The 14107-nt window shown below is 58.2% G+C and carries 13 protein-coding genes; 11 read left to right on the top strand and 2 right to left on the bottom strand.

Translation table 11 applies throughout. The annotated features are described in order from the left end of the window. Window positions 1-92 precede the first annotated feature (92 nt). Entirely contained in the window at window positions 93-845 is a 753-nt protein-coding gene (locus GF111_RS25845; protein ID WP_060435033.1) for a hypothetical protein, read from the top strand. A 65-nt stretch (window positions 846-910) separates the two neighbouring features. Here GF111_RS25845 and GF111_RS25840 read toward each other — a convergent pair whose 3' ends face one another. Beyond that, complete coding sequence (locus GF111_RS25840; protein WP_147190448.1) at window positions 911-2347, bottom strand: SH3 domain-containing protein; 1437 nt, start codon at window positions 2345-2347, stop codon at window positions 911-913. Between the two features lie 229 nt (window positions 2348-2576). Between GF111_RS25840 and nudI the strand changes: the two genes are divergently transcribed. The 3 genes from nudI (at window position 2577) to GF111_RS25825 (ending at window position 5057) form a co-directional block, all read left to right on the top strand. Further along, window positions 2577-3002, top strand: coding sequence for a nucleoside triphosphatase NudI (gene nudI, locus GF111_RS25835; RefSeq protein WP_110611802.1), 426 nt, complete (start codon window positions 2577-2579; stop codon window positions 3000-3002). A gap of 93 nt (window positions 3003-3095) precedes the next feature. Beyond that, window positions 3096-3932 carry a D-alanyl-D-alanine endopeptidase gene (pbpG, locus tag GF111_RS25830; protein WP_147190446.1) on the top strand — a complete coding sequence of 279 codons (837 nt, stop codon included), beginning with the start codon at window positions 3096-3098 and terminating at the stop codon, window positions 3930-3932. A gap of 138 nt (window positions 3933-4070) precedes the next feature. Further along, window positions 4071-5057, top strand: coding sequence for an LLM class flavin-dependent oxidoreductase (locus GF111_RS25825; RefSeq protein WP_038880224.1), 987 nt, complete (start codon window positions 4071-4073; stop codon window positions 5055-5057). On the opposite strand, the gene GF111_RS25820 is transcribed toward GF111_RS25825, so the two are convergent. Then, on the bottom strand, window positions 5054-6358 hold the full coding sequence (locus GF111_RS25820; protein ID WP_055313266.1) for an aminotransferase class I/II-fold pyridoxal phosphate-dependent enzyme: 1305 nt from the start codon (window positions 6356-6358) through the stop codon (window positions 5054-5056). The genes GF111_RS25825 and GF111_RS25820 overlap by 4 nt on opposite strands. Before the next feature lie 66 nt (window positions 6359-6424). On the opposite strand from GF111_RS25820, the gene GF111_RS25815 reads away from it, so the two are divergent. The 7 genes from GF111_RS25815 (at window position 6425) to GF111_RS25785 (ending at window position 14086) form a co-directional block, all read left to right on the top strand. Further along, window positions 6425-6679, top strand: a complete 255-nt coding sequence (locus GF111_RS25815) for a hypothetical protein (protein ID WP_048234072.1) — start codon at window positions 6425-6427, stop codon at window positions 6677-6679. Continuing rightward, window positions 6676-7392, top strand: coding sequence for a glutamine amidotransferase (locus GF111_RS25810; protein ID WP_048234074.1), 717 nt, complete (start codon window positions 6676-6678; stop codon window positions 7390-7392). Before GF111_RS25815 ends, GF111_RS25810 begins: the two co-directional genes overlap by 4 nt. A 3-nt stretch (window positions 7393-7395) precedes the next feature. Then, the gene (pdxY, locus tag GF111_RS25805; protein ID WP_055315530.1) at window positions 7396-8235 is read left to right on the top strand and encodes a pyridoxal kinase; all 840 of its coding nucleotides are present in this window, start codon (window positions 7396-7398) and stop codon (window positions 8233-8235) included. 453 nt (window positions 8236-8688) lie between these two features. After that, the gene (locus GF111_RS25800) at window positions 8689-9213 is read left to right on the top strand and encodes a hypothetical protein (RefSeq protein WP_055313380.1); all 525 of its coding nucleotides are present in this window, start codon (window positions 8689-8691) and stop codon (window positions 9211-9213) included. Window positions 9214-9292: 79 nt separating this feature from the next. After that, window positions 9293-10900, top strand: coding sequence for a hypothetical protein (locus tag GF111_RS25795; RefSeq protein WP_147190898.1), 1608 nt, complete (start codon window positions 9293-9295; stop codon window positions 10898-10900). A 4-nt stretch (window positions 10901-10904) separates the two neighbouring features. Beyond that, window positions 10905-12659 carry a hypothetical protein gene (locus tag GF111_RS25790; protein ID WP_147190895.1) on the top strand — a complete coding sequence of 585 codons (1755 nt, stop codon included), beginning with the start codon at window positions 10905-10907 and terminating at the stop codon, window positions 12657-12659. Then, the gene (locus GF111_RS25785) at window positions 12656-14086 is read left to right on the top strand and encodes a hypothetical protein (protein ID WP_055313376.1); all 1431 of its coding nucleotides are present in this window, start codon (window positions 12656-12658) and stop codon (window positions 14084-14086) included. The genes GF111_RS25790 and GF111_RS25785 overlap by 4 nt, the downstream gene beginning before the upstream one ends. Window positions 14087-14107: the final 21 nt, after the last annotated feature.

Below are 14107 nucleotides of genomic sequence, written 5' to 3'. Positions count from 1 at the left end.
TGCACAATGGCAACATGAATATAGAGACTGGTACCCTCCATCACGCAAGACATATTTACTTAAGGAACACGACCAATAAGGAGATAACAACAATGAATACGTTTATTACAGGCGGATGGAGCCAGTCTCTGACTGGCAAGCCTCTCAAAGAGTTCGATGTCATGATGTATGGCATGGTCACTAACCTTGATGGATTGACCACGGGCACATCAGCGCATCCAGGATGGAGCCCGGAAAAGCAAAACAAACCCGATACTCTCCCCGGTTTTAAAGGAAAGACGCTCTGGGTTTATGGCGGCGGCGGATGCTCCCCACAGCAAAAGCCGGCAAATGAGGATGAAGTGTTGAGGATCGTCGAGGCCACGGTAGACCGGGGCTGGGACGGCGTCGATTTTGATGACGAATGCAATATGAACACCGAACGGGTCATCGAAGCCATGAAACGGCTAAAAGAGGCCCGAAAAGAGACCAGCCTGGGTTTTATTGCCGGCTATTCCTACAATCATCCCAATACGGAAAATGGTAAAAAGCTCAACGAGAAAGTCAGAAAAATCATCCTGTCAGGCCAGTGCGATCGCTTTATTCATTACTGCTATGCCGCAGCGATGTGGAGCAATGACGATATTCTCGCCAATGTCATCCCGGCATTAAAACAATCGTTGGCCAACGGCGCCGAGAATAAAAAATGCATTCTGGCCCTGACGACCCGGGGATTGACCGACTGGAATTTAAATTACTTTATCGATCAGGTTCTGGATTTTAATCTTGGCGGATTGTTTATTTGGAATTACGCCAACCTGACGGATGAACATAATAAAATCATCAAAAACAGGCTAGGCAATTAACACACCCCGTTTGCCCTCGCCTATCAAGAGACCGTCAAGGCGGCCACTTGATAGGCATTCAGACGTTACTCAATAAAACCCAGTTTAAACTGCGCCTTGCCCGCCAGTGAGGTCAGTTCAGGATCCTCCGGGTAGGTAGCCAGAAGCGGGAAAAAGACTGCGCCGCCGATAATGCTGCGGCTTTTTGAATCTGCCGGGCGCAGGCCCCAGATATTTTGGTACGTCATCGGGACACTCCGGCCGTTAATCGCCGCATTGCCGATATACAGCATGATATGGCCCGGAATGTAGACCAGCGTGGTGAACGGCTTGCCATGCTCCTTGAGATAGCGCAGCCGCTCATCCGTGTTCGCCTGACTGAGATCGACCACTCGGCTTGCCGCCTCTATCTGCGCGGCGGAATTCCTGGGAAGAAACACCCCGAAAGGCATCAACAGGCTGCGCAGTTCGGCCGAGCAGTCATTATTAAAGTTATCATTCCCCCAGCCGTAGGGCCTGCCGCTCATCGAACGCATCAGCGTGGCAAGATGGTCTGGCGTCATTCGCCACGGCATGGCGGCAAACTCCCCCTCCGTTAAATCGATCCGGCGAATTTGCGCGCGCCCCTCCTCCCGGCGTACCGGCACGGCGACGCTAAAAACGCCCTGCCGATGGCGGTAAAATGGCAGAACCGTGCCATGACGCGCCGTAAAATAAAACAGTTCCCCTTCTTGTACCGACACCGGCTGCTGAATGAATGCCCCCAAATTTTTCCCTGCCAGCGCCAGCCATTCGCTGACAAACCGCCGATCCGCCGCCGCGATATCTTCGCTATGCACCCAGCCGATCACCGTAGGCGATATGACGTATTTCCAGCGTTTATCGCGGCTTTCCGTCACAACGTATACCGGTGTACCGGGGCGGATAGAAGAGTCCTGCAAATTATCAAAGGGATAACCTTGCCCTGCCAGACGCGGATCGTCATAAGCCGGATCGTCTGTCGGCAACATCCTGACCAGCGTTTCCCTAGTCGCAATACCTCTGGCCGAAGAATGATAAGCCTTGTCAATGCCGACAGACGCATTATTCCTGACCTGCTGTTTCCAGCGCTCAGCGTGGGTCCTGAAGTTTTCCCCCCAGGAAACGCTGTCATTTCCAAGATACTTATCCATTGCGGCATCACGGTGGCTTTCCGCTTCACGGCTCAAGACGGAAGCGATGTAATGCGGATTCCAGGGGGACTCCTCATTCGGCCCCATGCCAAAATAGTGGGATTTGAGGGCAGAAAAATGACGTTGCTGCGCAGCGTCATCCAGCACGGCGACCTGCCGCTGCGGGCCGGGGGGCAGCCATTGATCGACAGACTGCGAATATTTGTCCAACGGAAAAAGCGACTTGGTAGGATCGATAGGGGCAGACGCCGTGGCGTCGTGAGGTGGCGGTCTGACCGACGCGCTGTAGCAGGCCGACAGCAACAGCAACAGCAAGAGAGTCAGGCACAGCGGTTTTATTCCATTAAGCATGCGTTATCCACTCCGTGACAGGTTAAAGTCCGTTCTTTATCCTGAAGAGAAATCATACTAATTGATACTTATTAACATCGGCGATTGATTTCCCGTTGAAGAAGACAAAGCCGGTGGTATAGCAAGCGCCAATCAGATTTCCCGCCGCCGCGTAGAACGCGACCTGTCTCGCTGCCCCGCGCCGCCAAACCTGCTACCCTGCGGGTTTGTTTTTTGACAGGAGTCTTCCATGCGCCAACGCATCATTGTCTGCCCGCTGATTGAAAACGATAACGCCTTCCTGCTGTGCAAGATGGCCGCCCACAAGGGCGTATTCCCCGGCCAGTGGGCACTGTCCGGCGGCGGCGTCGAGCCGGGTGAGCAGATCGAACAGGCGCTGCGGCGCGAAGTGCGCGAAGAGCTGGGCGCCGCGCTGATCCTCGACAGCATCACGCCCTGGACCTTCCGCGACGACGTGCGCATCAAAACCTACGCCGACGGCAGCCGCGAGCAAATCTATATGATTTACCTGATTTTCGACTGCCATGCCGCCAACCGCGACGTGACGATCAACGACGAGTTTGACGACTACGCCTGGGTGCCGCGCGAGCGCCTGGGGGACTACGATTTGAACGAGGCCACCCGCTTCACGCTACAGCAGAAGGGATTGTTGTAACAGTTTGAGCGATTATCGCCCTATTTCCTTCACATTTGCCGGGCAGACTCTTTTGATGTTTTTTAATCACTTAGGGTCACTATTTCCGCCGTTATGCTTTTATCTCACGCTTTTCTCCGTCTGCCCGTCCGGCGCTTCGGCGCCGCCCTCCTGTTCAGCCTGCTGTTCGTTTTGGCGCCCGTGCATGCCGCCACGCCGCCGCGGGTACTGAATGCCAAGTCGGTGCTGGTCGTCAATCAACGCACCGGAAAGACGCTCTATCAGAAGCAGCCGAACCGCGTGCTGCCGATCGCCTCGCTCACCAAACTGATGACCGCCATGGTCGCCCTGGACAGCAAACGCCCGATGGGCAGCCCGCTCAAGGTCACCGCCGCCGATCGCGACCTGCTGAAGAAAACCCACTCGCGCCTGACCATCGGCTCGGTACTCAGCCGCCGCGACATGCTGCACATCGCCCTGATGTCTTCGGAGAACCGCGCCGCTGCGGCGCTGAGCCGCAGCTATCCCGGCGGGCGCAAAGCCTTCGTGGCGAAAATGAACCAGAAAGCGCGCGCCATCGGCATGAAACGCAGCCGCTTCTACGATCCGACCGGGCTGACGCCGCGTAATGTGGCGACCGCCAACGATCTGCTCAAGATGGTCAATCACGCCTATCGCTACCCGTCGATTCGCCGCTTCAGCACCGACAAGCAGCAGATCGTGCGCCCCGGCCGCGGCCAGCTGGTCTACCGCAGCTCCAACGGCCTGATCAATAACCCGGCCTGGCAGATTCAGCTGCAGAAAACCGGCTTTACCGACGAGGCCGGCCACTGCCTGGTGATGCGCACCACCATCAAAGGACAATCGGTGGTGATGATCCTGCTCGGCGCGCAGCCGCGCTACGGCCACTACCGTGACGCCATTCGTCTGAAGGCCTGGCTCGAGGGATAACATCGCGGCGCTTTACCGTTCTGCGCATATCCAAATCCGTTTTGGATCAATGGAATATCCTATCGCCAATCAGTATTAAGGCAAGCGCCGCCCGCATGGTATTTGTCAGGCATATCTGATGAGGAAAGGAGCGGGAAAATGGCTTATGCCTTGAGCATATTGGAAAAGAGTCCGATCGCCGACGGGGAAAGCGCCGCCCAGGCGCTGGCGCGCACGCTGCATCTGGCGCAACAGGCGGAACGCTGGGGCTATCGGCGTTTCTGGCTGGCGGAGCACCACAACACGCCGCAGCTCGCCTGCCCGTCGCCGGAAGTGCTGATCGGCTACCTGCTCGGCCAGACGTCGCGCATTCGCATCGGCTCCGGCGGCGTGATGCTGCAACACTACAGCGCCTACAAGGTGGCCGAAAACTTTAACCTGCTGGCGGCGCTGGCGCCGGGGCGCGTTGATCTCGGGGTGGGCAAAGCGCCCGGCGGGCTGCCGCTCGCCACCCAGGCGTTGCAGGCCGCCCATGACCGACAAAACAAACCGGCCTTTCCACAGCAGCTGTCGCAGCTGACCGCCTATCTGAACGACGACGCCGAGCCGGGACTGAGCGCCACGCCGCTGCCGCCGCACGCCGCCCAGCGCTTTCTGCTCGGCGCCAGCAAAGAGAGCGCGACGCTGGCGGCCGAATCCGGCTGGGCCTTCGTGTTCGCCGCGCATCTGAACGGCAATCCGCAGGATATCCGCGAGGCGCTGGCGCTCTACACCGCACTGAGCGGCGGCCGCAAGGCGCTGCTGGCGGTGGCGGCGATCGCGGCGCCAAGCGAGGAACAGGCCGCGGCGCTGGCGGCGGATATTCAGCAATACCGCGTGCACGTCGCCGGTGAGCAGAGTGTGACCGTCGGCAGCCTGGCGCAGGCGGAGAGTTTCGTGCAGCAGGCCGGCGCCACCGACTACCGCATCGAACCAAGAGAAAGCCATATCCTGCTCGGCACTGCGCCGCAGGTGCATCAGCAACTGGCGCAGCTGCAGCAGCGCTACGGCGTGGACGAGTTCATCATCGACACGCCGATCGGCGAACCGAGCGCCCGGCTCACCTCACTGCAGCTGCTGGCGGAGGAGAGCCTGACGCCGGCCTAGTTGATCGCCGCGCTGGCACGCATGGCGTCGGCCAGATCCTGCGCCAGCGGCGCCAGCTGCGCCGGCACGACGTTGGCCAGGCTGACGCGGATCGCAGGGTCGCCCTTCAGGCGGAAAGGTTCGCCGCCCTGCACCAGCCACCCCCGCTGCGCCATCAGCTGCGCGGCGGCGGTTTCCGACCGCACCGGCAACCACAGATGTAGCCCTTCACCCACCGCCAGCGCCGTGTGATTCAGCGCGTTGAGCCGTCGCACCAGCTCATCCCTTCTGGCTTGATACGCCTGTTGCGCCCGCTGCAGCTGCCCCTCCTGCAAGGCCTGCCCCCACAGTCTGGCGGCAATCTGCTGCAAGATATGGCTGACCCAGCGTTCGCTGATGTACTGATCGGCGCGCATCGCCTGCAGCAACGTCGGGTTGCCGCAGGCCAGCGCGATGCGCAGATCCGGGCTGAGAAACTTACTCAGCGACAGCACGTACAGGCCGCGATCGCCGTCGAACGGCAGATGCAGCGGCTGCTGCGACAGCGGCCCCCAGAAATCGTCGACGATCGCCAGACACTGCGGATTAGCGCTGAGAAAACGCCGCCACTGCTGCGCGCGTTGCGCAGAAAGCAAGGCGCCGGTCGGATTGTGGGCGCGCGGCGTCAGGATCACCGCGCCAGCCGCTCCGCTTTCCGGCAACCGGCATCCCTGCTCATCCATCGCCAGCGGCAGCGGCCGCAAACGCAGGTGGCGCAGCAGCGTCAATAGCGGCGGCCAGCAGGGATCTTCCACCCACACCGCCGCGCCCGGCTGCATATGGCAGCGCAGCGCCTTTTCCATCGCGTCAAGCGCGCCGGAGAATACCGCAGGCTCCCCCAGGCTAACGCCCTGGCGGCCGAGCCACTCGCGCCCCAGGCCGGTCAGTACCGGGAGATCGCCGCTGATGTCATAGCCGTTTTGTTGCGGGAATCCCTCCGCCGCGCCCAGCGCCAACGCCGGCAACAGGGCGGCATCCAGATTGCCGCTGGCCAGATCGCACATTCCCGCCGGCACCTGGCGCGGCGTATAGGCCGCACTCACCGCCGCCAACGGCGGTTCCAGCACCACCGTTCCCGCCCGTCCACGCGTTGCCACCAGACCGGCATCGCGCAATCGGGCGTATGCGCTGGCGACAGTATTCGCATTGACCTCCAGCTCCGCCGCCAGCTGGCGTACCGGTGGCAGCAGCTCACCCGGCCGCAGCGTGCCGCCTTTGATGCGTGCGGCGATCTGCTCGGCAATCTGGACAGCGCCGCCGCCTTTTGCATACAATGAAGTCATACATAAATCCTTTTGTACTAGTTCAAACAAGGTTAGCAGCTTCCGCGGCCAAAAGTAAGGGGTTCCATGGATAAACATTACGTGCTCGACATTCAGTATGCAGGAAAAGCCTTTGCCCGCCTGGAGATGTTCACCCCCTGGGCCGCCGATCAGCTGGAGCAGGCGTGCGCGCTGTTCCCGGCCGCACAGGGTTATCAGGTGCAGCTCAGCCGGGTCAGCGAACGCCGCATCGTCTATCAGAGCGGCGCGCAAGGCATCACCGTGCTGGGCGAGTCGCTGGCGCTGACGCCGTTCACCCACGCTCACGAGGTTAAACAATGAAAAAAGCCGTCGCCATTCGACACGTCAATTTTGAAAACCTGGGCATCCTCGGTTCCCTGCTCTCGCTGCGTGGCTATCAGATCGACTATTACGATGCCGGCCGCGATGATATTCGTGCTATCAATAATGAAGACACCGATCTGTTGGTGGTGCTCGGCGGGCCGATCAGCGCTGCCCAGCACTTTTCCGGTGCGCTGCGCTATGATTTTCTCGATCATGAATTGGCGCTGGTCAAACAGCGCCTGGCGCAGCGGCGGCCAACCCTCGGGGTGTGTCTCGGCGCTCAGGTGATCGCCCAGGCGCTGGGCGCCGACGTGATCTCGCTCGGCGTCAAAGAGATCGGCTTCGCCCCGCTGACCACGCTAGCGGCACAAGACGACTCGCCGCTGGCGCCGCTGGCCGATACGCCGGTGCTGCATTGGCACGGCGATATGTTCACGATCCCGGAGGGCGCCCGCTGCCTGGCCGGCACGGCGGTTTGCCCGCATCAGGCCTTCGACTATCAGGGGTTTGCGCTCGGCCTGCAGTTCCATCTGGAGGCAGATCATCGCGATATCGAACGCTGGCTGATTGGCCATGCCTGCGAGCTGGAACTGGCCGGCGTCGCGCCCCAAAGCCTGCGTGAACAGGCGGCGCGCCACGGCACACAGCTGGAACAGCGTGCGCGGCAGGTGTTCGCCCGCTGGCTGGATAATAACGAACCAAGGATGTAACTCATGCAACAGACTTCACCCTTACGGTCACCGTCCATCGACGTGATCAGCATTCAATCTCAGGTGGTCTACGGCAGCGTCGGCAACGGTATCGCCTACCGCGCCCTGCTGAAAAAGGGGCTGGAAGCGCTGCAGGTGCCCAGCGTGCTGTTCGGCTGCCCGCCCTATTACGGCAAACCGCACGGTGGCGTCATCTCCGGCGAGTGGTTCGGCGGCTTTCTCGACGATCTGATCGCCCGCGGCGTGATGAAACGCACCCGGGCGGTGATCGTCGGGTATCTGGGCGACGTGATGCAGTGCCATATTCTGGCCAACTGGCTGCAGCGGGTGCGCGCCCTCAATCCGCAGATAAAGATCTATATCGATCCGGTGATGGGCGATTACGGCGAAGGGATCTACGTGGATGAGCGCATCGTCAACTGCTATCGCTCGCCGTTCCTGCGGCTGGCCAACGGCCTGACGCCGAACGGTTTCGAACTGGAGCAGCTGTGCGGCCGCTCTTTGAGCAGCCGGGAGCAGACGCAACACGCCGCGCAGGCGCTGTTGAACGACACCACCGAATGGGTGCTGGTCACCAGCGCGCCGGGCGTGGCACAGCACGAAGACGAAGTGGGTTTAATGCTGGTCACCCGGCAGGAAGCGCAGTGCTTTACCCATCCGAAGGTCAAATCGGCGGTCAAAGGCACCGGCGATCTGTTCACCGCACTGCTGGTGAGCCATCTGCTGCACGGCGCCGCGCTCGACGCGGCAGTGGTTGCCGCCGGCGGCGAAGTGTGCGACGTGCTGGCCGAAGCGGCGCATTTCGGTTGGGAAGAGATCGGCAGCCTACGGGCGTTAACCTAAACCCTGACCTGGGGCAGCCTGCTGCCCCGCCTCATCCGTCTTGATTGCTCACCGTGGCAATCATTCCGCTGCGAATTTTATTTATTACTCCGTCAATGATGCGCACAGTAATGATAAATTAATTCACTATATATAAAAGATTAAACAACTAATGATTAGAGCCATTTAAAATCATAACCACACTCAACACATTGATTTATTAAAATTAAAGCCAATAAGAAAATAAAAACCGCAAAAAACATTCTGTTTTTTTTGATTTCTTAAACTATTCACCCTCTTTTACAACGCCGTGATTTTATTGATTATCTGTTATGCAAGAATAAACACTTAATTTATTTTTATGTATGTGTTGCTTTTTCAAGCGTCATTGCTATTGTTGAATGTGAGTAAAACGCGGCGACAAAGCGATTCACCACCTCCTTTTTATACCATCCTGCGTATAAGGATCTGACTATGCCTATTAAAAAGTATGTCATTCTTGATAGCGCGCCCAAAGCTGTCGGCAATTCCGATTTTATTCTATTAGGGTTAAAGAACGAAGGTTTTGCCAGAGGTTGCCCGATGTTATTTGGCGGCACCGCTGATGCTAGAGATGGTCCGGTCGATGGAAAAAACTTTGCGTTGAATGTAATAAAAAGAGAAACTTGGGAAGAAACCAATCAGAATATCGGTGTGGAACAGGTGGTAAGATATCAGGTTTACCCCAATGACATCAGCGTTTATACCAGTAAAGACTTCACTTTCACCGGGAAAGTGGCCATTGGCGGTGAGTTTGCCTGGATTCGAAAAGTGAGCAAAGGCAAAATAAAAACCTATTTTAAAAACAAACCCGCTGCCACTAAAGACATGTTTGCTCAAGAGCTTTACGCAATGACGCTGGATGTCGATATTGAACCCACCGATGCGGAGTTCGAACAGTATTTATCTTCAGATTGCCTGAGCGCCATTTACGCTTACTGTAAAGAAACCTGCAAATAACGCCTGTTAAAAACGATGGGCACGCCATGATGATGGCGTGCATCTCTGGCAATGCCATTAATTTATTGGTGCCGATATTATGCTCGCAAAAGATTATACGTCAGATGAGAAACGCATCGTAAAAAACGTTATCGACCGATACGAGAACAGCGGCGTATTTCTTATCGAGCCAGGCGATCCGGTTTTAACCGAATTTTATGATATTCAATTAAAACTGGCCGGCGTCACCGCCGCCGCCGCACCGCAATTCACCCAGCTCTGGCAGCAGACGAAACGCGTCAAACGGGTCGCGGGCCGGATGAGCGAGGCCAACACCAGCGGCGCTCAGCCGGTGTACAGCATCGTCAGGCTGGATTCCACCGACGGTAAACGTTATCAAACCGACGCCATCGGCTCTCTGCCGGTTCAGGCGACCAATGTGACGCAAACCCTCGGTCTGTTCGACGGCGGCGCCGATAACGTCGGCAAGGTGGAATACAAAAGCGACTACGTTTACACGGCGGACTGCACCATCGGTGCCAGCGGTGACTATCCGCAAAGCCAGACCGGCGGCAGCTTTCCGGTTACGGTGATCTATACCTTCGCGCAAACGGTCGGCCAGCAAACCGTTTACGGCGCCGAAATCGTCACGACGCAAAGCTACCCGAAAGAAATGATCAACGATTCCCCGAGGAATCTGTATAACCAGCGCATGATCAAGATTTGCCTGACGCGTGACGATGGCGACTGTGATTATCGCACCGGCTACGATCAGGACGGCACGGTTAAAGTGCCGATAAAAGGCAACATCACCTATTTTGGCAATATTGATCTCAGCAATGGCAAGCCGGTCAACGCCAGCAATACCATTTATCTTATCCGCACCCGCGCCGGCGGCGATCCGATCACCCCTTACGGCGGCTATAATATTTTTAATTCTGCCGCAACCCGAATCAGCGGAAGTAACATCACCTGGGATCTTGACTGGCTGAAATTCAACCGCGTCGATTTTGAATCCGGTGAGATGGTTTATTACGTTTTTAAAATTACGCTTGATGTCGAAGGCCGCAGCATCGCCGCCTTTATTACTAACGCGCCAAAAGAAAGCGATCCGGATCGCCGCCTGCTCAATACCGTACAAATCAAACCGATGCAGATTATTTATGGCTGCCTGGCAGAGGATACGTTGATTTTAATGCAGGATGGGACAGAAAAGCCGATCAATGCTCTCACGGCAGATGAATTCGTTATTTGCGGCAATAACCACCCCAGACGCATTGAGAATATCACCACGGGGCAGGAGCAGCATTACATTGATATTACCGCCCGCGACCAGGCGGCAGGTGAATATCGCATAAAAGCCAGCCTGGGGCACCCTTTCGTCACCGCAAACGGTATTTGTCTCGCCCGTGAATTGACCTCAGGCATGCGTCTTAAAACTCGGCACGGTGAGTGCGAAATTACCGCCCTCTCTCTCCAGTCCGGTGAGTTAACCGTCTATAACCTGCAACTCAGCGCTGACTCTCCGCTGCAAAAAACGCAATGCGCCCTCAGTACTTTTTATGCTAACGGCATGCTGGTCGGTGACGCGCTGGTTCAACACCTCTATGAAGACGAATATCACCAACGCCCTAAAAACGTGCTGAAAATGCTGCCTGCCGAGTGGCGCCAGGATTACCACAATATGATCAATGCAGCGGAAGAATAATATCATGTATGAAGGCTACCCCGACTTCCAGCGCATTATTATCTGCGATGATCAACGTTTCGTCGCCGCGTATCGGCAAAACGACGCCTATTATTTATATCCGCAGGCGCTCAGCATTCTGGCGGCCGACCCGTTGGCTTTCTCGCTGGATATCGTGCGCAGCTACAGTACCGAAAGCCTCTACGGCTGGCTGAATTTCACCACGCAATTGCAGTTCGCCGGTGAACAAAGCCTGCAGGTATTCAAGCAACAGTATCCGGATTGTGCGGTGAAGGCGCTGCCGGTCTTACCGGGCAGCCTGGGATTCGACGTGCCCATCGACTACCACAGCGAACTGTACGGCCGGCACTACGACACCACCTGGTATTCGGCACAGTGCAGTCAATTCATCATTCTGCTCAATGCGGCAAGCACTCAGTTGATCGAGCGCACCCTGCTCGATGAGACGATAGGCTTCAACGCGCGTCTGGACGGTTTCGTCGAAGGCGTATCGCCGCGTCTGGCCTACCGGGTGGAATTTGATGCCCGTGCGCTGATCCTGGCCCTGGCCGCCGGCGTGGAAGGTGCCCATACCGTGGGCGATACCGGGATTGTCTTTCCCTACGACGGGCTGACCCTCTACCTCAGCCGCAACCTCACCCGCTTGCCGCTCGACATCGACCCACCGCCGCCGGCGAACGATCCGGCCGGGGATCTGTTGCTCAGTCAGGCTTTGCTCGATCGGCTATACAACCTGTACGGTGCGCCGTCTGCCGGCCCCGCCGCCGGCAATGTGGCGCAGATCCTTCTGACGCCGCCCCCGCATGCCGGCCGGACCCGGTGCGATCTGGCCAATGTCGCGCTGACTCAGCGGCCACTTTGCTTCACGTTGGATCCGTTCGCCGCCGCGCAGCAGATCGCCAAAGTTTCGCCCGATACCATTATCCATCGCACCACCGCACCGCCGCTGCCGGCGGGAGAGCGCGAGATCAATGTCTTTTACGCCTACCCGCTGGGGTTGCAATCCGGCGTTACGCTCGATATTCAGCTGACCGTACCGCCCGGCAATATCTACCCGATCGAGCAAACGCAAACGCTGGCGCTGCGCCCCGACCGCACCTGGTTAACCTTCAAGTTTCACAACAGCGCGCTGGATGCACAGCCGTTTTTCTACCAGATCCGCGTGAATTACCCGCAAGACGGCGTTTACCGCACGTTGCCCGGCGAACAACGTCGCTGCGACGAGGATAACCTGGTGCTGGATTACGCCGCGCTGCCTTGCCGCTTCCTGACCCTGTATCTCGACCCAACGTTCGCCCTGCAAAGCCGACTTGGCGGCCCCTATTACTCCGCCGACTGGCGCCAAACATGGGCGCTCAGCGCATCGGCACCCTATTTCAGCGCACCGATCCTGGGCGCCCCGACTTTTGCCGAGGCGACCGCCTATTCGCTTTCCGGCGACGGCGCCGTCCCGTTACCCGCCCCGATCGTGCAAAACGCCACCATCGGCGCCTACAGTTTTCCGCAGTTCGGCGCACAGCAGGCGACGATCACCGTTCGGCTGCCGCCGCAGTCGCTCAGCGCCGTACTGAGTTTTCAGCCGCAGGACAGCGAGCGCATCAGCGACCGCACTTTTACGCATTCGCAGCCGAGCTTCGTCTACAAATGGAACGTCACCTCCATTTTCGCCGCCGGCTTCCGCTACAAGACTCCCACTGGCCCCTGGTCGCCTTATGTCACCGGCGACCAAACGATCGACATCAAGGGTGATACACCATGACCGACGAATTGGATCCACAACGTACGTTGCAAAACTTCTTTCTTCTTGACCGCGCGCTGGCATTTCACGACCAAACGCGCCCCAGCGGCTGTTACACCTACGGCAACTACACGCCGCAGGTGGTGCAGGAAACGCCGGCCGGCAAGATCAGCTCGCTGCATTTGCTGACCAGCCCAGGCGGCGGCCTGGCGACCTTCATTGCACCGAAGCTGCCGGTCGACAGGGCTGCGATCGAGGACTATATCCGCCGCCATTTCGTCCCCGCTCCGGAAACCATCACCCTGGAGCAGGAGGAGATCCAGCAATCGCTGTGGCTGCACTTCGCGCAGCGGCCGGCTGCTGCCGCCTACAGCGTCGAATTTGAACAGTCCAAAATGGCGTTGACCCATGAGGAGTCTGGCCGGCTGGCGGGCGCGATCCAGGGAACAAAAGACCAGGTCTATTTTCTCACTCGCAGCCGATTCAGCGTCGACAGCCGCGTCAATGCCCGTTTGCAGGCCGATTGGGTCGCGTTTGTCACCCTGGCCTTCAACGAGCAGGCGCGGCAACCGGAAGCGATCGCCAGGCTGCTGAACCAACAAATCGACGCCGGCGTCGTCATTGTGCAAGCGCAGTTCGACAATGCGCCTTCAGAACAGACGCAAGCTCGTGTTCGCCAGGCGTTGGTAAACACCGCTTCACTGCTGATCGCCAACACGCTACGCAATATCTCGTCGCCAGAACAAATCCCCAACAAGCTGAATTACCAGATCGAATACGACGACACCGTGCCCCAGCGCTATCTGCTGGAGCAGCAACGCGACATTGCCGAACTGCTGAATCGGCTGCCGGCCGACGGCATCATCTCCTTTACCGCTACGCCCCTGCCGGAACCCAGCAGGCCGGATAAGCCGATCGAGCCTCAACGCTGCACCGTCAGCCTGGGATTTGATCCGAAAGTCTTCAATATCATGGCGATAGAGCTGCGCTGGGCAGATCAACAGGCGCCGATGGCGTGGCCCAGCTTCCCGCCAGTGACGCTGGAAACGACAGCGGCGGTGAGCGATATCGCACTCAAGGTGACCTTCGCCGATTACACCAGCTTCGAGAGCCGGCTGGCGTGGCAGAACGCCATCGCGCTGACGCCGCAGGATGTGGGTTTCTATAGCCTGCTGTTCGACGCCGAGTCTTTGAAGTCCGAATTCAAAACGATCTCCGGCAGCGCCAGCTATCTCCCGGCGGGCCAGGGCAAGAAACAAAACTTCACCTTCGCCTTTTCCGCCGCGCAGTGGCAGGCCACCTGGTGGATCAACGCCCATGCCGCCGGCCTCAACGGCCGGGTGGACTATCGCTGGCAAGGGAAAACGGCGGCGCTATTCCCCAAAAACTACGACTCCGGCCCCCTGCAGGCCACCACCGGCCCCATCAAACTGCAATACCACAAGTGACATAAACAAGAGGACCGCCCT

The sequence above is a fragment of the Serratia sp. HRI genome (assembly GCF_010119335.3).
Lineage (GTDB): Bacteria > Pseudomonadota > Gammaproteobacteria > Enterobacterales > Enterobacteriaceae > Serratia > Serratia nevei.
This window is presented reverse-complemented; position numbering and strand designations above follow the sequence as displayed.

What these genes read in the sequence shown, in the direction of transcription:
- GF111_RS25845 (WP_060435033.1), top strand. Translation starts at nt 93, where the DNA reads ATGAATACGTTTATTACAGGCGGATGGAGCCAGTCTCTGACTGGCAAG.
- GF111_RS25840 (WP_147190448.1), bottom strand. Translation starts at nt 2,347, where the DNA reads ATGCTTAATGGAATAAAACCGCTGTGCCTGACTCTCTTGCTGTTGCTG.
- nudI (WP_110611802.1), top strand. Translation starts at nt 2,577, where the DNA reads ATGCGCCAACGCATCATTGTCTGCCCGCTGATTGAAAACGATAACGCC.
- pbpG (WP_147190446.1), top strand. Translation starts at nt 3,096, where the DNA reads ATGCTTTTATCTCACGCTTTTCTCCGTCTGCCCGTCCGGCGCTTCGGC.
- GF111_RS25825 (WP_038880224.1), top strand. Translation starts at nt 4,071, where the DNA reads ATGGCTTATGCCTTGAGCATATTGGAAAAGAGTCCGATCGCCGACGGG.
- GF111_RS25820 (WP_055313266.1), bottom strand. Translation starts at nt 6,358, where the DNA reads ATGACTTCATTGTATGCAAAAGGCGGCGGCGCTGTCCAGATTGCCGAG.
- GF111_RS25815 (WP_048234072.1), top strand. Translation starts at nt 6,425, where the DNA reads ATGGATAAACATTACGTGCTCGACATTCAGTATGCAGGAAAAGCCTTT.
- GF111_RS25810 (WP_048234074.1), top strand. Translation starts at nt 6,676, where the DNA reads ATGAAAAAAGCCGTCGCCATTCGACACGTCAATTTTGAAAACCTGGGC.
- pdxY (WP_055315530.1), top strand. Translation starts at nt 7,396, where the DNA reads ATGCAACAGACTTCACCCTTACGGTCACCGTCCATCGACGTGATCAGC.
- GF111_RS25800 (WP_055313380.1), top strand. Translation starts at nt 8,689, where the DNA reads ATGCCTATTAAAAAGTATGTCATTCTTGATAGCGCGCCCAAAGCTGTC.
- GF111_RS25795 (WP_147190898.1), top strand. Translation starts at nt 9,293, where the DNA reads ATGCTCGCAAAAGATTATACGTCAGATGAGAAACGCATCGTAAAAAAC.
- GF111_RS25790 (WP_147190895.1), top strand. Translation starts at nt 10,905, where the DNA reads ATGTATGAAGGCTACCCCGACTTCCAGCGCATTATTATCTGCGATGAT.
- GF111_RS25785 (WP_055313376.1), top strand. Translation starts at nt 12,656, where the DNA reads ATGACCGACGAATTGGATCCACAACGTACGTTGCAAAACTTCTTTCTT.